15 protein-coding genes and 2 pseudogenes are annotated in these 20,341 nt (G+C 63.8%); 11 read left to right on the top strand and 6 right to left on the bottom strand.

The genetic code is table 11. The annotated features are described in order from the left end of the window. Window positions 1–179: 179 nt before the first annotated feature. A complete protein-coding gene (locus OKW44_RS07340; RefSeq protein ID WP_018420759.1) occupies window positions 180–1,157 on the bottom strand; it encodes a LysR family transcriptional regulator in 978 nt (325 codons plus the stop codon). A gap of 199 nt (window positions 1,158–1,356) precedes the next feature. On the opposite strand from OKW44_RS07340, the gene OKW44_RS07335 reads away from it, so the two are divergent. The 3 genes from OKW44_RS07335 to scpC all read left to right on the top strand — a co-directional run bounded on the left by OKW44_RS07335 (window position 1,357) and on the right by scpC (window position 5,604). Continuing rightward, the gene (locus OKW44_RS07335) at window positions 1,357–3,570 is read left to right on the top strand and encodes an FUSC family protein (protein WP_018420760.1); all 2,214 of its coding nucleotides are present in this window, start codon (window positions 1,357–1,359) and stop codon (window positions 3,568–3,570) included. A 138-nt stretch (window positions 3,571–3,708) separates the two neighbouring features. Continuing rightward, entirely contained in the window at window positions 3,709–3,927 is a 219-nt protein-coding gene (locus tag OKW44_RS07330) for a hypothetical protein (protein WP_018420761.1), read from the top strand. A 177-nt stretch (window positions 3,928–4,104) separates the two neighbouring features. Next, a complete protein-coding gene (gene scpC, locus OKW44_RS07325) occupies window positions 4,105–5,604 on the top strand; it encodes a succinyl-CoA:acetate CoA-transferase ScpC (protein ID WP_018420762.1) in 1,500 nt (499 codons plus the stop codon). Between the two features lie 104 nt (window positions 5,605–5,708). Here the strand turns inward: scpC and OKW44_RS07320 are convergent, their stop codons facing one another. From OKW44_RS07320 to OKW44_RS07310, 3 genes are all read right to left on the bottom strand, one after another. Beyond that, the gene (locus OKW44_RS07320) at window positions 5,709–5,963 is read right to left on the bottom strand and encodes a GlsB/YeaQ/YmgE family stress response membrane protein (RefSeq protein ID WP_018420763.1); all 255 of its coding nucleotides are present in this window, start codon (window positions 5,961–5,963) and stop codon (window positions 5,709–5,711) included. Window positions 5,964–6,125: 162 nt separating this feature from the next. Then, window positions 6,126–6,833: an MgtC/SapB family protein gene (locus OKW44_RS07315; protein WP_018420764.1), complete on the bottom strand. Its 708-nt coding sequence runs from the start codon at window positions 6,831–6,833 to the stop codon at window positions 6,126–6,128. Window positions 6,834–7,309: 476 nt separating this feature from the next. Continuing rightward, a complete protein-coding gene (locus tag OKW44_RS07310) occupies window positions 7,310–8,473 on the bottom strand; it encodes a metallophosphoesterase (RefSeq protein WP_018420765.1) in 1,164 nt (387 codons plus the stop codon). A gap of 393 nt (window positions 8,474–8,866) precedes the next feature. Between OKW44_RS07310 and OKW44_RS07305 the strand changes: the two genes are divergently transcribed. Beyond that, complete coding sequence (locus OKW44_RS07305) at window positions 8,867–9,214, top strand: hypothetical protein (RefSeq protein WP_018420766.1); 348 nt, start codon at window positions 8,867–8,869, stop codon at window positions 9,212–9,214. A 58-nt stretch (window positions 9,215–9,272) separates the two neighbouring features. Here the strand turns inward: OKW44_RS07305 and OKW44_RS07300 are convergent, their stop codons facing one another. After that, window positions 9,273–9,857: a malonic semialdehyde reductase gene (locus OKW44_RS07300; protein WP_018420767.1), complete on the bottom strand. Its 585-nt coding sequence runs from the start codon at window positions 9,855–9,857 to the stop codon at window positions 9,273–9,275. Window positions 9,858–9,997: 140 nt separating this feature from the next. On the opposite strand from OKW44_RS07300, the gene OKW44_RS07295 reads away from it, so the two are divergent. The 5 genes and pseudogenes from OKW44_RS07295 (at window position 9,998) to yjfF (ending at window position 15,794) form a co-directional block, all read left to right on the top strand. Continuing rightward, window positions 9,998–10,600: an alpha-ketoglutarate-dependent dioxygenase AlkB family protein gene (locus tag OKW44_RS07295; protein ID WP_018420768.1), complete on the top strand. Its 603-nt coding sequence runs from the start codon at window positions 9,998–10,000 to the stop codon at window positions 10,598–10,600. A gap of 181 nt (window positions 10,601–10,781) precedes the next feature. Continuing rightward, window positions 10,782–11,768, top strand: a complete 987-nt coding sequence (locus tag OKW44_RS07290) for an ABC transporter substrate-binding protein (protein WP_018420769.1) — start codon at window positions 10,782–10,784, stop codon at window positions 11,766–11,768. A gap of 253 nt (window positions 11,769–12,021) precedes the next feature. Continuing rightward, window positions 12,022–13,659 (top strand): sugar ABC transporter ATP-binding protein, encoded by a 1,638-nt coding sequence (locus OKW44_RS07285; RefSeq protein WP_018420770.1) that lies wholly within the window; start codon window positions 12,022–12,024, stop codon window positions 13,657–13,659. Then, complete coding sequence (locus tag OKW44_RS07280) at window positions 13,656–14,699, top strand: ABC transporter permease (RefSeq protein WP_018420771.1); 1,044 nt, start codon at window positions 13,656–13,658, stop codon at window positions 14,697–14,699. The genes OKW44_RS07285 and OKW44_RS07280 overlap by 4 nt, the downstream gene beginning before the upstream one ends. Then, window positions 14,696–15,794, top strand: a pseudogene (gene yjfF, locus OKW44_RS07275) (galactofuranose ABC transporter, permease protein YjfF). The gene OKW44_RS07280 and the pseudogene yjfF overlap by 4 nt, the downstream one beginning before the upstream one ends. 92 nt (window positions 15,795–15,886) lie before the next feature. Here the strand turns inward: yjfF and OKW44_RS07270 are convergent. After that, window positions 15,887–16,210 (bottom strand): phosphatase PAP2 family protein, encoded by a 324-nt coding sequence (locus OKW44_RS07270; protein ID WP_018420773.1) that lies wholly within the window; start codon window positions 16,208–16,210, stop codon window positions 15,887–15,889. Window positions 16,211–16,591: 381 nt separating this feature from the next. Here OKW44_RS07270 and OKW44_RS07265 point away from each other — a divergent pair. Continuing rightward, window positions 16,592–17,540 (top strand): annotated as a pseudogene (locus OKW44_RS07265) (polyphosphate kinase 2 family protein). Between the two features lie 44 nt (window positions 17,541–17,584). After that, on the top strand, window positions 17,585–20,338 hold the full coding sequence (locus tag OKW44_RS07260; RefSeq protein WP_018420775.1) for an HAD-IC family P-type ATPase: 2,754 nt from the start codon (window positions 17,585–17,587) through the stop codon (window positions 20,336–20,338). The last annotated feature ends 3 nt before the right edge of the window (window positions 20,339–20,341 follow it).

The raw sequence follows: 20,341 nt of genomic DNA, 5'->3' as shown, positions 1-20,341 counted from the left end.
GTTCGTGAGATCGTGAAGCGACAATTGCGCCGCCTGTATGGACAAGCCTGACGCGCCAGGCTCTTGCATTTGAACACTACAATGAGCGCCATCCGCTCAAAGCCCTGGAATACCGCTCGCCGCGTGTTCAGACGTGCTGCCGCGACTTCATTGACCTAACGGTGTCCGCGTGTCCCGAATTACAGGGGGACTCCAACCAGCTGCACTGGGTCATCTCCGCCCCCCAGTTGCCCGACCTCAGCAAGCAATGCTTCGTCGCGCGCAATCACCTTTGGCAGATGCGAGCGCAAGAACTCGACCCACGTGCGCGTCTTTGCATCGATGAATTTGCGCGACGGATAGAGCGCATAAACAGTCGTCTTCTGCAGCGTATATTCTGGCAACACGCGCACCAGCGTGCCATCGCGCAACCCGGAAATGGCCGCGTAGAGCGGCACCATGCCGATGCCCATGCCTTCGCGGATCGCCACGATCAATGATTCCGCGATGTTCACATGCACGGGGCCGTCGACTTCCATCAACTCACTGCCGTTCGGGCCGTCGAGCGTCCATTCATGTGGCGGGAACGCCGGCGTATGCAGGATCAGACATTCGTGATGCGCAAGGTCAGCCGGTTCTTGCGGCGCGCCGTGCGCCTGCACGTAGGCCGGCGATGCGCACAGGATGCTGAACGTCGTCCCCAGCGGAAACGATACGAGGTCCGAATTCGGCAGCGTCGATGCGCCGATCACGGCCACGTCGGCGCTGCCCTCGAACAGATCGGGCATGCGCTGCGATAGCGTCAACTCGACGGTCACATCAGGATAAAGCTCGCGGTAACGCGAAATGGCCGGCAGGACGTAGTGCTGGCCGATGCTCGCAAAGCTATGCATGCGCAGTGCGCCGGTTGGTCGCTCGTGTGCGCAACTGGCTTCTTCTTCCGCAATATCGACATCCGCGAGGATCTGCTGCGATCGCTTCAGATAGCGCTCGCCGGCAGTGGTCAGCGCAAGCCGACGTGTCGAGCGATTCAGCAGGCGCGTGCGCAGATGTGCTTCGAGCTCCGAGACCGCGCGAGACATCGCGCCGGTCGTTGAATTGAGCGATTGCGCGGCCGCGGTGAAGCTACCGGCTTCAACCACGCGCACAAACACTCGCATATTTTGTAGCGTGTCCATCAAACCTTCTGTTTCATGATCAAGATCATATTTTCCGTCAGTCTCAGAACTCTATTGTTGTCCGTTCTGGAACAGATGTTCTGCACCCGTCGGCTTAATGTACACATCGCGGACTCCTACAATCGGCGCCTCGCCTGCCGGTGTCAGCCATTCTGTCCGGAGGCTCTCTCAGCGACCACGTGGGGAGCACTGTTTCCAGATGAAACCCGATCATGCGATCGAACCGTCGGCGGATCTCTTCGGTCCGCGCGGCGTCATGCGGCGACGCCTCAGCCGAGCCAAACTCAATCGCGCCGCGCGCGACTGGGCTAGCAGCGACGGCCTGACCTGGCTGCATCTGCTGAAGACGGTCACCGCCGGTCTGCTGGCGCTGGGCATCGCGATGCTGCTCGATCTGCCGCAGCCGCGCATTGCGATGACCACTGTCTTTGTGTTGATGCAACCGTTCAGCGGCATGGTGCTCGCGAAGAGCTTCTACCGGATTCTCGGAACGGCAGTAGGGACCGTGGCCGCGCTCTTGCTCGGCGGGCTGTTCGCTCAGCAGCCCGAACTGTACATGCTCGGCATGATCGTGTGGGTGAGCGCCTGTATTTCTGCGGCGGTCCGGTATCGGCATTTCAGATGGTACGGTTTTGTGCTCGCGGGTTACACCGCCGCGCTGATCGGCATTCCAAATGTGACGACGCCTCAGGGACTGTTCCTCGCCGCACTCACGCGTGCGGCGGAAGTGGCGGTCGGCATCGTGTGTTCGAGCGCGGTCAGCGCGTTGCTGCTGCCCCAGCGCTCGATCCTTGCGCTGCGACGTAACCTTCAGCTCAGGTACGCGAATTTTACTGCGTTTGCTGTCGACGTGCTCGCACGCGGGCTCGAGCGCAATCAGTTCGAACGGCGTTTCGCGGATTTCGTCGACGAAATCGCTGGCTTCGAAGCAACCCGCACGTTCGTCGCATTCGAAGATCCGGCGATGCGCTCGCGCAGTGCGCATCTGGCACGTCTGAACCGCGAATTCATGGATGCGTGCGCGCGTCTGCATGCGCTGAATCAGTTGCTCAAACGGTTGCGCGCCAGCCGCGCTGTGTCGATACTCGCGGCCGTCGGTCCGTACCTCGACGAACTGCGAGCCTTGTTCGAAGCACAAGCTGAAGCCGGCGTCGAAGCATCGCGCGCAGCAGCCGACCTGCGCCACTTTCGAGCGAGCTTGCCACGCCGGGTACGCGAAACCAGGCGGCCGCTCGAAGCCGCGTCCGCGGAATCGCTTGCGGACTTCGACTCGGCAGCCGAATTGCTGTATCGATTCGTGGGCGAATGGATAAACTATTCGCTAACCTATGCATGCTTGTGGCGAAAAACAGCAAGCCGGGAGCACCGCCTACGATGCAGCTCAAGCCCAACTAAGAGCCACCGCGCAAGCAGACCTATAAGCCGCACAAACCACTTCGTCGTACTGTTCACGTTCCTGCGCTCGGCTGTCGTCATCGGAATCGCCGGTGCGTTCTGGATCGCGACCAACTGGCCGAGCGGCGGCCTCGCCGTGATTGGCGCGACGCTGGCCTGTGCGTTGACGTCCACTGCGCCAGGCGCCACCAGAATGGCCATTCAGATGGCGATCGGCGCGGTGCTCGCGACGCTGGCCGGCTATGTGTTCATGTGCTACGTGTATCCGAACATCGATGGTTTCCCGCTGCTTTGCGCGGTACTCGCGCCGGTGCTCGCGCTCGGCGCATTCATTGCGACCCGTCGCGGCGCGGCGGGGCTTGGCATCGGCTTTTCGGTGTTCTTCTGTCTGCTGGCCGGGCCGGACAACGTCGTCGGCTACGTGCCCGATCTGCTGATCAACAACGGCATCGCGCTGAGCGCGTCGATGCTGCTCGCAGCCGTTGTTTTCGCGGTGGTCTTTCCCGCCGATATGCGCTGGCTCATCGACCGGATCAAGGGCGACCTGCGAGCGCAAACGGTGTCGGCATGCAAGGACGCGCTGCCGGGTCTGAACCTACGTTTCCAGGCGGGCACGCATGATCTGACTTCGCAACTGCGCGTGCTGTTGACGCACCGTTCACGACGACGGCGCGACGCACTTCGCTGGATGCTCGCGACGATCGAAGTAGGTCACGCCGTCATCGATCTGCGCAACGAAACCGCACGCGCCGATCATGCCGACATGCTTCAGCCGCGTTGGCGCGGCGTGATCGAACACACGTGCGACGATCTCGCCCGGCTCTTCCAACGCCCAGGTCCACGTTCGCTCGAACGCGCACTCGTCGCCGTGCGCTCGGCCACCTGGCTCGCGCAAGACATGCTGCAGGCAGTGCACGCCGAGCGCGACCGGCATCACGATCTGCAACGTATCTTGAGCTGTCTGCACTTCATTCGTAGCGCGTTGCTCGACAAGGACGCGCCCTTCAATCGTCGCTGAGCAATGCTGCGTGGATCTTTCTGCCAGATGGAAAGATCCCTTCCGGGCGGCCCCGTTTATTCGCGTAGGTGGCGGTCATATAGTTTCGTCACTGCCTCGCAGTATTCGTCGCAGTAGTCGTAAGTCCTGGAGAACGAGATGAAAGTGTTGAAGATGGTCCTGATTGCCTGTTCTTTGTCCACCGCTGCTGCCGCCTATGCACAGACGGCGCCGGCCGCGCCGGAGCAGCAGGTTGCGCAAGCGGATGGCCAGCGCGCCGATAACGTTGCCCCGCGCAAGCATGTGGAAGCGCCGAAAGCGAAAGCTGATGAGTGTGTCGGCCCGATGAGCTTCTGCAACATCTACTTCGGCAGCTGAGTCCGGCTGCCTCACGCGCAACACCTGTCGCGGACCCTATCGCGCAACCCAACACCTGCTCGCGACGCCGTCCGATCGAGACGCCGCGGCGGGTGCGGCAACCGTCTATTGAGCGAAGCACACCGCAGACGTGCGCACCAGTAGACGGAGCTGGCGACTATGGAGAGACTCCCTTTCATGTACGAAGACCGAATTCGCTGCGCCGCGCTGCGCGGAAAAATCACCACGGCAGCCGACGCGGCGCTTCTGATTCACGACGGCATGCGGGTTGGCACAAGCGGCTTCACGCGCGCGGGCGACGCGAAGGCCGTGCCGGTCGCGCTCGCCGAGCGTGCGCGCCGGCTGGGCGAGCCGCTGCGCATCACGTTGATGACTGGCGCCTCGCTCGGTCATGACGTTGACCGCATGCTGACCGAAGCGCATGTGCTCGCGCGCCGTCTGCCGTTTCAGGTAGACAAGACGCTGCGCGACGCCATCAATCGCGGCGAAGTGATGTTCGTCGATCAGCATCTGTCCGAGACCGTCGAGATGCTGCGCGCAAACCAGCTCGGCAAGCTCGATGTCGCGATCATCGAAGCCGCCGCGATCACGGAGAGCGGCGGTCTCGTGCCGACGACGTCGGTCGGGAATTCGGCGAGCTTCGCGATTCTCGCGGACAAGGTCATCGTCGAGATCAATCTTGCGCAGCCGCTCGGGCTCGAAGGCTTGCACGACATCTGGATTCCGGGGCGCCGGCCGCATCGCGAGCCGCTGCCGATCGTGCGCGCGCGGGATCGCGTCGGCACACCCGCTATCAAGATTCCGCCCGAGAAAATCGCGGCGATCGTGATCACGGACATGGCCGACAGCCCGTCCACGGTCTTGCCCGCGGATCGGGAAACCGCGTTGATCGCCGGTCATTTGATCGAATTTTTCCAGCACGAAGTCACGCGTGGCCGCATGCCGAAGCAGTTGCCGCCACTGCAGGCAGGCATCGGTACGATCGCCAACGCGGTGCTGGCGGGATTCGTCGATTCGCCTTTCGAGGTGTTCGAAATTTATTCGGAAGTCCTTCAGGATTCGACGTTCGATCTGATGGACGCCGGTAAGGTCGCGTTCGCGTCCGGCGCGTCGATCACGTTGTCGGCCGCGCGGCAGGCGCAGGTATTCGGCGATATCGAGTGCTATCGCGACCGGCTCTTGCTGCGTCCGCAGGAAGTCAGCAACCATCCCGAGGTGATTCGGCGGCTCGGTCTGATCGCGCTCAATACCGCGCTCGAATTCGATATCTACGGCAACGTCAATTCGACGCATGTCGGCGGCACGCATATGATGAACGGCATCGGCGGTTCGGGCGACTTTGCGCGCAATGCGTCGTGCGCGGTGTTCGCGAGCAAGTCGACCGCGAAGGACGGCCGCATTTCGAGCATCGTGCCGATGGTGCCGCATTGCGATCACAACGAACACGACGTCGACGTCGTCGTCACCGAGCAGGGTCTCGCCGATCTGCGCGGCCTAGCGCCGCGCGAACGTGCGACGCTGATCATCGAGCATTGCGTGCATCCGCGGTATCGCGAGCTGTTGCGCGACTATTACCGCGATGCGTTGCTTTGGGGAGGGCAGACGCCGCATTGCCTCGATCAGGCGTTTGCATGGCATACGCGGCTGCGCGATACGGGGTCGATGCTGCCGGCCTGATTCTGCGGCGGCCACGACCGCGGCGATAAAAGCAGAAGCAACAGACCATAAAAAAGCGCCAGCGATTCGAACCCGCTGGCGCTTCATGACGTCGGATGGCGTGCTCAGGACCCTCGTCGCACGAGCCGGATAATAAACAGCAGAATGACCGCGCCGATCAACGCGGTGATGATCGAGCCGATCCAGCCGCCGCCAAGCGAGATATGCAGCACGCCGGCGAGCCACCCGCCGATGAACGCGCCGATGATCCCGACGATGATGTCGACGATCAGGCCGAAGCCGCCGCCCCTGACCAGCACACCCGCGAGCCAGCCCGCAATCGCGCCGATGATGATCCATGCGATGATGCCGTGTTCCATATTCGAGACTCCCTGGTTGAGTGTGAACAATTCACGGTGACAGAGCTTAGTCGAAGGTTATGGGACCGTCCACGTTCACGACGCGGAATTAACATTATCTGAATCTGCTGCCAGCTAAGTGTAGACGATGCGCGCGAACAAATGAGACTTACGCGCCGCGCTTCACTCGGGCGTCGGCTCCGCTTCCCGCGCGGTCCAACTGACGCTGGACACGCTCTTTTCCATGCTCAGGCGGCTCGCCATCTGTTCGAGCTTCGATTGATCCTTCGGATGCATCGTCAGCGTCGCCGTCACTCGAATGCGCGCCGGTTCGTCCTCGACATCCTCGCTCGTGAGGCTCTGGAACGACAGCGGCGCCGAGTACATCGAGTTGGAAATCGCGGCGCGAATGTTAATCTCGTCGGCTTCGCGGCAGACGATCGTCAGCACGTACTCGCGTACGAGGTCGGCGTTTGAAACCGGCGTCGAGTTGATCATCCGGCTCACTTCACGCAGCGCGGTGTTGGCCAGCAGCACGACCGCGGTGCCCGCGAGCGCCGGTCCGTAATGTCCCGCGCCGCTCAACACGCCGACGGCCGCCGAGCACCACAGCGTCGCCGCGGTGTTGATCCCCTGGATCGAGCCTTTGTCGCGCATGATGACGCCGCCGCCAAGAAAGCTGACGCCGGACACCACATAGGCGGCAATCTGCGTGACGCCGCTGACGCCGTTGCCGGTCAGCATGCCGAGCGTGACGAACAGGCACGCACCGCTCGCCACGAGCGTGATCGTGCGCAGGCCCGCAGTGCGCTGGCGCATCTGTCGTTCGAGGCCAATCGCGACGCCGCAAGCAAAAGCGGTCAGAAGCCGCAGGAAGAATTCGAGTGTCATCGTTCAGAAAGGTTGGCGTGCGTGCTGCCGCGGGGTGAAGCCTACGCGTGCGAACGTCAGGTCGTCTACCTCGTGCACGGTAAGCGCATGAGGGTGGAACGAAATACGCGCGCACACGCGTGCAGCGGCCGGAAGCGTGCGGCATCGGCATGGCATCGAGCCACGCTGCGCTTCACCGACAGTACGCGAATGACAATGAAATGAGAGCGACGTGCGCCATCGAGCCCGAGGGCAGGACGGCGACAGGGACACCTGACGCGGAAATCCTGCCGCTCAGGCGAGCGGGCAAATCGATACTCGGCTGGTACAGCTGCTACTGTCCAAGATCGTGATTCCGGTTAAAAGAATTGCGCGGATTGTAGAGGGCGGCGCAAAGTTCAGTCAAGCCGCGATCGGCGGAGAGTGCGCATGTGGGTTTGCTACAGCCGTATCGTAGACAGGCCGTAATTAATTGCTCCGGACTGCGAATGTTGAGTTCAATCCGGTTCGCCCGGCACGAGTCTCAAGCGCGTGATTTCCGAAGGCGCGCCGAGTCGTTTCGGCGGACCCCAATAGCCCGTACCGCGACTCGTATAAACCCAGAGTCCGTTCAGGCGCGCGAGGCCTGCCGTAAACGGCTGTTGCAGGCGCACAAAGAAATTCCACGGAAAGAACTGACCGCCGTGCGTGTGACCCGACAACTGCAGCGTAAAGCCGGCCGCCGCGGCCGCTTCGGCCGAACGCGGCTGATGCGCGAGCAGCACCCTGATCAGCACGTCGCCAGGCGCGCCGGCGAGCGCCGCGACCGGGTCGCTGCGATGCGCGGGGTCGTGATGACCCGCCGAGTAATCGGTGACGCCGGCGATGACGGCGCGCGCGCCGTCATGGTCGACGATCACGTGTTCGTTCAGCAGCACCCGCAAGCCGAGCCGGCGGAATTCGGCGATCCACGAGTTCGCTCCGGAGTAGTACTCGTGATTGCCGGTCACGAGAAACGCACCGTGCCGCGCGGCGAGCCGCGACAGCGGCTGCGTATGCCGGCTCAGCTGCGGCACGCTGCCGTCGACGACGTCGCCCGTCACCGCGATCAGATCCGGCTTGAGCCGGTTCACCGCGTCGACGATCGCATCGACATAACGGCCCTTGATCGTCGGGCCGACGTGGATGTCACTGATCTGCACGATCGTGAAGCCTTCGAGCTCGGCAGGCAGATCGTCGATCGGCACGTCGATCGTGACGACGCGCGCGCGACGGCGCGCGTTGAACAGGCCGATCAGCGTCGACAGCAGCGCGAGCAGCGGCACCGCCGCCGCCGAGCCGGTGCGCCAATGCGCGATCGTGAGCGTGTTCGGCCAGATCGCGTCGATCGTCAGCAGCGACGCCAGCACCAGGTCGCGCGCGAACGTCAGTACCAGCAGCGACGAGAAGAAGCCCATCGCGAGCAGGCCAACCCACGCGAGCCGGTCCCCGAGCGGCTGGCGCTTGAAGCCGCGCGCCATCATGCCGACAGGGATCAGGTAGATCGACAGCACGAGCCACAGCGCGCACAGCCCGCGGCCGGCCGCGGTGATCGGCATGTCGGGAATCAGGCGCAAGCCGACGTAGATATGCAGCAGGATGCCAATCAGGATGATACGGACAAGAAACGATGAACGTCGCATAAAGAGGATCAGGGCGGGAAGGGGCCGAAGGGCAGCGATAGCGCGGCGGCGATCGGGTTGACGGAACGCGGCGAATCATTCTACCGACATGTTCAGCCCCTTGCCGTAGCACGCAAAATTCGTGCTCCCGCACCGCAGGACACGCCGGCCCCGAAGCCGCCGGGACGAGCCACCAAAGGTGTTCGCCGGGGCAGGCGCATTCCCTGCTCAGCACATACTTACAGGGCCGCGCGCCACGCATTCAATGCCTATGCAAGCGAATTAAATGGGCTTTGAATTGTATTCATGCGTGGAGTATGCTTGAAACAAGCCAGCTTGTTGTCGGGGCAGCGTAGGGCGCTTCGGCCATGACTGGTTCTGTCGCCGGGAAAGATCGGGCGGGGGAGGCACACCATGAAGCTGCTCAAATCGGGCCACCTGTGGCATCACGCGCACGACGTGCATCATGTGCATCATGAGCATCATGTCGGGCACGAGGGCAGCCACGTGATGCTGCCGCTCGTCGGCATCTCGCTGATGGCGATTGCGCTTTACGTCGGCGTACGCAACATCGATTTCTCCGAACTCGGCAAAAGCGCGCTGTTCGACGTCGTGATGGTGTGCGTCGCGCTCGGCATCGCGGGCCTGTTCGGTGCGGTCGGCGCGTGGCTGCGCTCGAATGGCGACGAAGCCGAAGAGGGCTTCTGCTTCATCGGCGCGCTGATCGGCACGGTGGTCTTTTATGTCGCGGTGCTGACCTGACGCGATCCGATCCAGCGCGTGGCGCGCACCCGCAGCGCCATCCATCATCAACGCCCCGTCACACTATGCGCGCCGCTTCGTCGAACGAAAAACGCGGGCTGCGCGCAAACAGCTTTGACGGATCGCCGTGGCCAAGATTGATCAGGAAGTTCGACTTCAGCGTCGTGCCCGCAAAAAACGCTTCGTCGACCTTGGCCTGATCGAAGCCCGACATCGGCCCAGTGTCGAGACCGAGCGCACGCGCCGCGAGAATCAGATACCCGCCTTGCAGCGTCGAATTGCGAAACGCCGTGTCCGCAATCAACCGCTCGTTGCCGACGAACCAGCTGCGCGCGTCCGCATGGGGAAACAGTTTCGGCAGATACTGGTAGAAGGCCATGTCCATGGCGACGATCACCGTGACGGGCGCGGCCATCGTCTTCTCGAGATTGCCAGCCGACAACGCCGGGCGCAGTTTCTCCTTGCCCTCCGGCGTCCTGACGAACACGAAGCGGCCCGGACTCGAATTGGCCGAGGTCGGGCCGAGCAGTACGAGCTCCATCAGTTCGCGCAGCACGGCGTCGTCGACCGGCTTGTTCTGCCAGCCATTGTGCGTACGCGCGTCGCGAAAGAGTTGCGCGAGCGCCTGATCGGAAAGTGTCATGGAAGTAGTCCGTGCGAAAGAACAGAGGGAACGCGGAGAGCCGCGTCGAATGAAAGAGCAACGCGCGTGAATCAGCGGGTGAGCCGGTGTCGCCATAATAGTCAAGGTTTTGACTTGTCCGCTTGCATCCAGACATTCCGATGAGCACCGATTTATTCAACGACCTGCCGACGCCCGACGTCGACTGGTATCCAGACTGGCTCGCGGCGGCCGACGCCGAACGCCTGCTGGCCCGACTGATCGACGAAGTGCAATGGCGCCAGGACATGATGGGCACGCCCGCCGGCCGTGTTGCACTGCCGCGTCTGACCGCCTGGCAGGGCGAGCCGGACGCGGTGTACGTGTACTCGGGCATCCGCAACGTGCCGCAAGCATGGACGCCCGCCGTCGCCGAACTGAAGGCGGCCGTCGAGGCGACCAGCGGCGCGCGTTTTAACAGCGTGCTGCTGAATCGTTACCGCAGCGGCGCCGACAGCATGGGCTGGCACGCGGACCGCGAGCTCGAACTCGGCAAGCAACCGGTGATCGCGTCGGTGAGCCTCGGCGTCGCGCGCAGGTTCGATCTGCGGCACAACCGCAGCGGCGTCGTGCAATCGTTCTCGCTGAAGGGCGGCAGCCTGCTCGTGATGAAGGGCGACACCCAGGCGCAGTGGCGTCATCGGGTGCCGAAGGAGCCGCGCGTGAGCGGCGAGCGCATCAATCTGACGTTTCGCTGGGTCACTCCGAGAGTGACGCCGACCTGAGGCAGCGAGCGGCAATGCTCTGACCGGCGCGCCATACCAAAATTGATATCGAGGGCGCGAATCATATGATTGGACGGTTAACGCCTCGCACAGTACGCTACATCACGATCCATGCGCCGTGAGGGCCGCGAGGGCCGGGCAGACCGCTGGGTCGTCTACACAACAACGATTGGAGACTGTCATGGCGAATACACGACGTGCCGCGTGTCGCGCTCTGGGCGCGCTCGCGCTTTCCGCGAGTCTCGGAGCGCTGACGCTGGCCACGCCCGGCGCGCATGCCGAGGACAAGAAAATTACGCTCGGCTTTGCGCAGGTCGGTGCGGAAAGCGCATGGCGCACCGCGAATACCGAATCGGTGAAGTCCGCGGCGACGGAGGCCGGCATCAACCTCAAATTCTCCGACGCGCAGCAGAAGCAGGAAAACCAGATCAAGGCGATCCGCTCGTATATCGCGCAGAAGGTCGACGTGATCGCGTTTTCGCCGGTCGTCGAATCGGGCTGGGAGCCGGTGCTGCTCGAAGCCAAGGCCGCGAAGATTCCGGTGATCCTGACCGACCGCAACATCGACGTGAAGGACACGTCGCTGTACGTGACGATGATCGGCTCGGACTTCCTCGAAGAAGGACGGCGCGGCGGCCACTGGCTCGCGGATCACTACAAGGACGATAAAGGTCCGGTCAACATCGCCGAGCTGCAAGGCACGGTCGGCTCCGCGCCGGCCAACGACCGCCACGCGGGTCTGATCGAAGTGATCAAGAGCGATCCGAAGTTCAAGATCATCGCGTCGCAAAGCGGCGACTTCACGCTCGCCGGCGGCAAGCAGGTGATGGAAGCGTTCATCAAGACCTACGGCAACAAGATCAACGTCGTCTATGCTCACAACGACGACATGGCGCTCGGCGCGATCCAGGCGATGGAAGAAGCCGGCATGCATCCGGGCAAGGACGTCGTGGTGGTTTCGTTCGACGCAACCAAGGGCGGCTTCCAGGCGATGGCCGCCGGCAAGATGAACGTCGACGTCGAGTGCAGCCCGCTGCTCGGACCGCAGCTGATGTCGGCGGTGAAAGACGTCGTGGCTGGCAAGCCGCTGCCGAAGCGCATCCTGACTCAGGAGACTGTCTTCCCGATGAGCGTGGCCGCGCAAACTCTGCCGTCGCGTAAGTACTGACGCGGCGCGCAACGTCGCCGCGGCAGCGCTCGCGCGAGCGCCGCGGCGTGTGCGGTGTTCAGGCGCCGGGGCCAACGGGCTCACGGCGCGAAGGAGATGTGCAGTACGGACGCATCGAACAGGTTTCTCCAGTGGTGCCTGACCGCCCGGGCTGCTTTCTTCCGCAGCGGGCGGTCTCTTTTCAGGAGCATGCGCCCGCCGGAGCATGTCACTGGGGCCTGCCGAACCATGCATAGCCGATCGAGCGAGGTCCATGACCCATTCCGCTACCAAACCGAATCAGCCGGACCAGCCGCAGCGCGGCACGCCGCCGGGCGCGCCAGGCCAACAGAATGACATGAGCGCGCGCGAACCGATTCTGGCGACCTCCGGCGTCAGCAAGACATTTCCGGGCGTCAAGGCGTTGCAACACGTCGACTTCCGCCTGTTTCCCGGCGAGGTCCATACGCTGATGGGCCAGAACGGCGCCGGCAAATCCACGTTGATCAACGTGCTCACCGGCGTGCTCGCACCCGATGCCGGCACGATCCGCCTCGGCGGCGAGGTGGTCGCGTTCGCGTCGCCGCAGGAAGCCGAGGCGGCCGGCGTGCGCACGCTGTACCAGGAAGTGAACCTGTGCCCGAATCTGTCGGTGGCGGAGAACATCTTCGCGGGCCGGCAGCCGCGCCGCTTCGGCGTGATCGACTGGCCCGACATCAAGCGGCGCGCGCAGAAAGCGCTCGCGCGCCTCGACGTGTCGCTCGACGTCACGCGCTCGCTCGACGCCTATCCGATTGCCGTGCAGCAGATGGTCGCGATCGCGCGAGCGTTGTCCGTCGATGCGCGCGTGCTGATTCTCGACGAACCGACTTCGAGCCTCGACGACAGCGAAGTCGCGCAGCTATTCAAGATACTTCGACATCTTAAGCAATCGGGCATTGCGATCCTGTTCGTCACGCATTTCATCGAGCAGACTTATGCGATCTCCGATCGCATCACGGTGATGCGCAACGGCGAGCGCGAAGGCGAATATCTCGCGCGCGATCTGTCCGCGGATCAGCTGGTCGCGAAGATGGTCGGCCACGAGCGCATGAGCGTGCGTCTGCGCGAAGCGGCGCACGAAGGACAGGCCGCCGACGATCTGCAGGAGGTCCCGCAAGACCACACGGAAGCAACGGCCACGCAGCCGTTCATCGAGCTGCGCGGCGTCGGCCGTCGCGGCACCTTGCAGCCGATCGATCTCGAGATGCAGGCCGGCAAGATTCTCGGCCTCGCGGGTCTGCTCGGCTCGGGCCGCACCGAAACCGCGCGGCTTCTGTTCGGCGCGGATCGCGCGGACAGCGGCACGATCCTCGTCGAAGGGCGCGTCGTGCGGCTGCGCACGCCGCACGACGCGGTGCGCCACGGTATCGGCTATTGCGCGGAAGACCGCAAGAGGGAAGGCATCGTCGCCGAACTGTCGATCCGCGAGAACATCATGCTCGCGTTGCAGGCGCGGCGCGGCTGGTGGCGCAAGATCAGCCGGCAACGCGCGCGCGAGCTCGCCGATATGTGGATCGAGCGGCTCGGCATCAAGGCGTCCGACGCCGAGCAGCCGATCGCGCTGCTGTCCGGCGGCAACCAGCAGAAGGCGCTGCTCGCGCGCTGGCTGGCAACCGATCCCAAACTGCTGATCCTCGACGAGCCGACGCGCGGCATCGACGTCGCCGCGAAGTTCGACATCATGGACCGGCTGCTCGCGCTGTGCGCGAACGGCCTCTCCATCCTGTTCATCTCGTCGGAGATCAGCGAGGTGCTGCGCGTGAGCCATCGCGTCGCGGTGCTGCGCGATCGCCGCAAGATCGCCGAGGTGGCCGGTAAGGCATCGAACGAGGACAACATCTACCGACTCATCGCAGGGAGCGGCGAATGAAGCTATCGAACTGGTTCGCGCGCGACGGGGTGGAGCGTCCGCTGCTATGGCCATGCGTGACGCTCGTGTTGCTGTTCGGACTGAACCTGCTGGTCAATCCGCATTTTCTCGCGCTGCGCACGCTCGACGGCCACCTGTTCGGCGCGCCGATCGACATCCTGAATCGCGCGGCGCCGCTCGTGCTGGTCGCGATCGGCATGACGCTCGTGATTGCGACACGCGGCATCGACATTTCGGTCGGCGCGGTGGTCGCGATAGCGGGCGGCGCGGCCGCGACGATACTCGCGACCCAGGCCGTGCCGAGCGGTGCGCTGATCGCGCAGGCGCTGCTGGCCGCGCTCGTCGTCGGCATCTTGAGCGGCATGTGGAACGGGCTGCTTGTCGCGTTCGTCGGCATGCAGCCGATCATCGCGACGCTGATCCTGATGGTCGCGGGCCGCGGCATCGCGCAACTGCTGACCGCCGGGCAGATCATCCCGATCGGCGCGCCCGGCTATCTGTTCGTCGGTGGCGGCTACTGGCTCGGCGTGCCGTGCTCGGTATGGATCGCGACCGTAGCCGTGCTGGCGACCGCCGCCCTGGTGGAGGGCACGGCGCTCGGTCTGTTCATTCGCGCGATCGGCGTGAACCCGGTTGCGACACGGCTCGTCGGCTTGCGCTCGAAGGCGATCGTATTCGCGGTGTACGGCTTCTCGGGCTTGACCGCGGCGCTGGCCGGCATCCTAATCAGCTCGAACGTGCGCAGCGCGGACGGCAACAACGCGGGCTTGCTGCTCGAACTCGACGCGATTCTCGCCGTGACGCTCGGCGGCACGTCGCTGCTCGGCGGCCGCTTCAGTTTCGCGGGCACGGTGCTCGGCGCGCTGATCATCCAGACGCTCACGTACACCACGTATTCGATCGGCGTGCCGCCGGAAGCGACGCTCGTCGTGAAGGCGGCCGTCGTGCTCGCGGTCAGCGTGATCCAGTCGCCGGTGGCACGCGCGCTCGCGGTGTCGTTCGGCGCGTCGCTCGTCAAATCGCGCGGGGTGGCACGATGACGCGCGTTCTCGAAGCACTCGCCCGCGTGGTCGATCCGCGCACGCTGCCGATCGCTGTGACGGTCCTGCTGTTCTGCGCGCTGTTCGGCTTTGGTTCGGTGATGTACACCGGTTTCTTCGCGTGGCAGGTGTTGCTCGATCTGCTCGTCGACAACGCGTTCCTGCTGATCGTCGCGATCGGCATGACGTTCGTGATCGTGTCGGGCGGCATCGATCTGTCGGTGGGCTCGATCGTCGCGCTGACGACGATCGTCGAAGCCGTGCTGTCCGAGCACATGCATGTGTCGGTGTGGCTCATCATTCCGATCGTGCTGTTGATGGGCACGGTGTTCGGCGCGGTGCAGGGTGCGCTGATTCACTACTTTCCGCCTGCAGGCGTTCATCGTGACGCTGGCGGGGATGTTCTTCGCGCGTGGCCTGTGCTTTCTGATCACGACGCAGTCGATCACGATCACCGATCCGACGTTCAAGGCGATCTCCGCGTTTCGTCTCAGCGTCGGCGTCGGTTCGGTATCGGCGAACGTGCTGATCGCGGCCGTGACGCTCGCGGCCGCGATCTATGTCGCCCATTTCACGCGCTTCGGACGCAACGTGTATGCGGTCGGCGGCAATCCGCGCTCGGCGCTGCTGATGGGCCTGCCGGTCGCGCGCACGCGGGTCGGCGTGTATGCGCTGAGCGGCTTCTGTTCGGCGCTCGGCGGCGCGGTGTTCACGTTCTACGTGCTGTCGGGCTATGGGCTGCAAGGGCAGGGCATGGAACTCGATGCGATTGCGGCCACGGTGATCGGCGGCACGCTGCTGACTGGCGGCGTCGGTTATGTGGTCGGCTCGCTGTTCGGCGTCGGCATTCTGGGCACGATCCAGACGCTGATTACGTTCGACGGCACGCTCAGTTCGTGGTGGACGCGGATCGTGATCGGCGCGCTGCTGTGCGCGTTCTGTTTGCTGCAGCGATTGATCGAGCGGCACGCGAAGTCGGTGCGTCGGCCCGGTGGCACCAATGCGGTCACGACGACGGGGCACGGGCACGGGCGTGACGAGACGTCGACGACGGCGTCGTCGGATTCGCAGGTGTTGGGGCGGGCGCCGGGCTAGCGCGCGGTCTTCCAGTCGCTTCGAACCACGGCGGCGCGGCGCAAGCCGCGCCGCGTTCACGTTAGTCCGCGCGGCCGCTTCCGAGCGTCAGCTCATGCCGTTCGCATCGGCATAGAGCGCGAACTCGGCGCATTCGCGGATTTGCGCGTCGCCAGCAGGTGCATGCAGCGCTTGAGCGCTGCGATCGTCAGCGCGCTGAGCAGCAGACCTGCAAACGCATCGGCGAGATAGTGACCGCCTTGCGTCGGCGTCGCCAGGATCATCGTCACGTTGAGAGGAATCGCAAACAGCAAAAGCTGTGGCGCGCGGCGCAGCGCATAGATAAAGACAATAGCTAGCGTCGTGTGAAATGAAGGCATCGACACCATGCCTTGCGCCGGCTTGCGCGAGAGATTGGCTACGCGGTCGCCGGGCACGCTGTAGCCAGGTATCGGTTCAGGTAACGCCACTTCTCCGCTGTTCCCCGTGTTCGTGTTCGTGGCTCGACCTTGTGCTCGGCAATTTTTGTTGGCGCTGTCTGATGAAGGATAAGCACAGGTAATGCCTATCGTCTGACGGCCTTGTCGTGACTGGGTCGACCGGGCCGACAGGCTGTGATCGACTGGCTCGGCTGTCTGGAACGTTGCAGCGTTGAGACGTGTGTTTCCCGTCGCTACGCGGGTGCGCAGCGTCGTTGCCGATGAGCACGTTTCCGTCTGCGTGACCTATTATCAGAAAGAGTTGTGAACAGTACGACTGCGGTTGCAATGCAATCCGCGAATCGTGCAACTGAATGCAGATGCCGTGGAGAAAGAGCGATGGTTCGCACGGAAATACTCAACGCGCTGCGGGGATACACCGATCCGTTCCGCGTCACGAGCGGCAAAGATTTCTTCCTGAAGGATTTCGATCCCGGCGAGACGCTGGGACTCAGAATGCATAAGGAAGAGGCGCAGCAACTACTCCAGCGCGGGTCGAAATGGCTCGCGATGGAGCAGGAGATCCTCTACGCGCAGGATTCCTGGTCCGTGCTGCTGGTGTTCCAGGCCATGGACGCCGCGGGAAAGGATGGGACGATCAAGCATGTGATGTCGCGCGTCAATCCGCAGGGGTGCGATGTCATCTCGTTCAAGCAGCCGTCGGATGAGGAACTCTCCCACGACTTCCTTTGGCGCTATTCCAGGAAAGTGCCCGAGCGCGGGCACATCGGCATTTTCAACCGCTCGTATTATGAAGAGGTGCTGGTGGTGCGCGTGCATCAGCACCTACTCCATGCGCAGAAGATCCCGCCCGCTGCGGGTCGGCAACAACATATGGGACGAGCGGCTCGCCGACATCGCGCGCTTCGAGGACTATCTGACGCGCCAGGGCGTGGTCATTCTCAAGTTCTATCTGAACCTGTCGTACGGGGAGCAGAAGAGGCGATTCATGGATCGCCTCGACAATCCCGACAAGCACTGGAAGTTTTCCGCAGCCGACGTTCGCGAGCGTCGCTACTGGAACGACTACCTGCACGCCTATGAAGTGGCGATCCGCGCGACGGCCTCCGAAGCGGCTCCGTGGTTCGTCGTGCCCGCTGACAACAAGCCTTTCACGCGCCTCATCGTCGCGGCCGCGATCGTCGAGGCCGTCGAGAAGCTCGACCTCGAATATCCGAAAGCCACGCGAGAGCACATGAAGGATCTCGCCGCCGCGAGGGAGGAACTCGACGCTGAAGCCGTGGACGCGACGAGACCCGATCAACCCGGGGACGATCCAGACCATTGAGAGCGGCCCCTGACCCGAAATCACTGGAACCGGGAGACACGAGGATGAGCTCAGTTGAGAGTGCGACGCCGTGGCATGCGATGCCGGCCGGTGACATCGAACGGCAGTTCAGCGTCGATCCCGCGCAGGGCCTCGATGCATCGGAAGCGACCGGGCGGCTGGCCACCTATGGGCCGAACCGCCTCCCGCAGGGGAAGAAGAGGGGGCCGGTCGTACGCTTCCTGATGCAGCTCCACAACGTTCTGATCTACGTGCTGCTCGCGGCCGGTTTCGTCAAGTTCATGATGGGCCTGTGGCTCGATGGCTCGGTCATTCTGGCCGTCGTCATCCTCAACTCGCTGCTCGGCTTCCTGCAGGAAGGACGCGCCGAGAAGGCGCTCGACTCGATTCGCAACATGCTGTCCGCGGAAGCGCGCGTTATGCGTGGCGGAGCGGTTCGCTTGATCCCCTCCGAGGAACTCGTTCCTGGCGACATCGTGCTACTGGAATCGGGCGACAAAATCCCGGCGGACATGCGTCTCGTCGACGCCAGGAACCTGCGCACGGAAGAAGCGGCACTCACGGGCGAATCCCTCCCGGCCGAGAAGGGCACCGCGCCGGTACCCGCCAAAGCCACGGTCGGCGACCGCGAGAACATGGCGTTCTGCGGCACGATGGTCTTGTCGGGTCGGGCAACCGGCGTCGTGGTGACGACCGGGAGCCAGACGGAACTCGGCCGGATCAACCAGATGCTCGCCGAGGTCAGCGTGCTCGAGACGCCGCTGCTGCGCCAGATCAAGAAGTTCGGCTACGTCATCACGGCAGTGATCGCCGTTGTCAGCGTGCTGCTCTTCTCCTGGGGGCACTGGCTCGGACACATGACTTTCGTTCAGCTGTTCCAGGCCATCGTGGGGATTGCGGTATCGGTCATCCCGGAAGGCCTGCCGGCGCTCATCACTATCACGCTCGCCATCGGCGTGCAGCGCATGGCCCAGCGCAACGCCATTATTCGCCGCCTGCCGGCGGTCGAAACACTGGGCGCCGTCTCGCGAATCTGCTCGGATAAAACGGGCACGCTGACCCTGATGGAGATGATGGTGACCTCCGCCGTAACGGCCGAAGCGGCATATGCCGTTACGGGCGACGGCTACGCCAGCGAAGGAGAGGTCAGCGCCGATGGCAAGCCGCTCGGCGCGGCGCCGGACGTGCTCAAGCTGATGGGCCGCGTGTCGCTACTGTGCAACGACGCCGAGCTCTTCGAGGAAGACGGAAAATGGAAAGTGGAGGGCGATCCGACCGAGGGCGCGCTCTATCCGTTCGCTTCCAAGCTGGGCATGGACCGCGCCGCAGAGACGGCCGCCGCGCCGAGGATCGACGCGATCCCCTTCGAGTCCGAGCACAAGTTCATGGCGACGCTGAACCGTTCGACGGACGGCGAGATGCTGCTGGTCAAGGGTGCGCCAGAGGTGATTCTCGACCACTGCGACCGGCAGCAGACGGCGCAAGGTCCGGCGCCGCTCGATCGCGAGCACTTCGCGAGGGAGGGCGACCGGCTCGCCGCGCAAGGCGAGCGCGTGCTCGGGCTCGCGTGGCTGTCGGAGCCGGGCCTGCGTACGGGCGGCCTCGGGCCGCAGGACCTGCCGCGTACCCTCGTACTGCTCGGCCTCGTGGGCCTGATGGACCCGCCGCGCAAAGAGGCGATCGACGCCGTGCGCGAATGCCACGGCGGCGGCATCCGCGTGACGATGATCACGGGCGACCACAAGATCACGGCGGCGGCAATCGCAAGAATGCTGGGCATCGGCGACGGCAAGACCGCCGTGTCCGGCACCGAGATCGAGGCGATGAACGATGCGGCGCTGCAGGAATGCGTGCGCGGCGTCGACGTGTTCGCGCGCGCGAGTCCCGAGCACAAGCTGCGGCTCGTCAAGGCGATCCAGGCGAATCGGCAGATCGTCGCGATGACGGGCGACGGCGTCAACGACGCGCCGGCGCTCAAGAAAGCCGACATCGGTGTCGCGATGGGGATCAAGGGCACCGAGGTGACGAAGGAGGCGGCGGGTATGATCCTCGCCGACGACAATTTCGCGTCGATCTCCGCGGCGGTGAAGGAAGGGCGCACGGTCTACAACAACATCGAGAAAGCGATGCTGTTCATGCTGCCGACCAATGTCGCGCAAGGCGCGGTGATCGCGGTGGCGATCCTGTTCGCCTTCACGCTGCCGATCACGGCGCCGCAGATCCTGTGGGTCAACATGGTTACTTCCGTCGCGCTCGGCCTGACCATTTCGTTCGAGCCGCACGAGGCAGACGTGATGCGCCGCTCGCCACGCGCAATCGACCGGCCGATCGTCACGAGCTTCGGCATCTGGCGCATCCTGTTCGTCGGCGCGGCGCTCGTGCTCTATACGCTATCGACGTTCTTCTGGATGAAGTCGCAAGGGGCGTCGGATCAGATGGCGCGCACGGCCGCGGTCAACGCCATTACGCTGGGCCAGGTTTTCTATCTGCTCAACATCCGGTATCTGCTCGATTCGTCGCTGTCCGTGCGCGCCCATATAGGCAATCGCTATCTCTGGTACGGAATAGCCGGCGTCGTGGTCTTGCAGCTTCTGTTCACCTATACGTTCCCGTTCCATGCCATTTTCCACACCGAGGCTCTGCCCTTGTCGGCGTGGGTGTGGCTCGTCGGTGGTGGCGTCCTGTTTTTCCTCGTGGTGGAGATCGAGAAGCTTGTTTTCCGGCTCACCCCTGCATTGAGAGGATTTGTGACGTCGCAACAGGAGGGCGCGGCCTTGCGCAATGATGCCGCGAGGTAGGCC

It is taken from the genome of Paraburkholderia lebeckiae, from assembly GCF_050436325.1.
GTDB lineage: Bacteria > Pseudomonadota > Gammaproteobacteria > Burkholderiales > Burkholderiaceae > Paraburkholderia > Paraburkholderia tuberum.
Note: the sequence above shows the minus strand (reverse complement) of the source record. Positions and strands in the feature narration are given on the sequence as shown.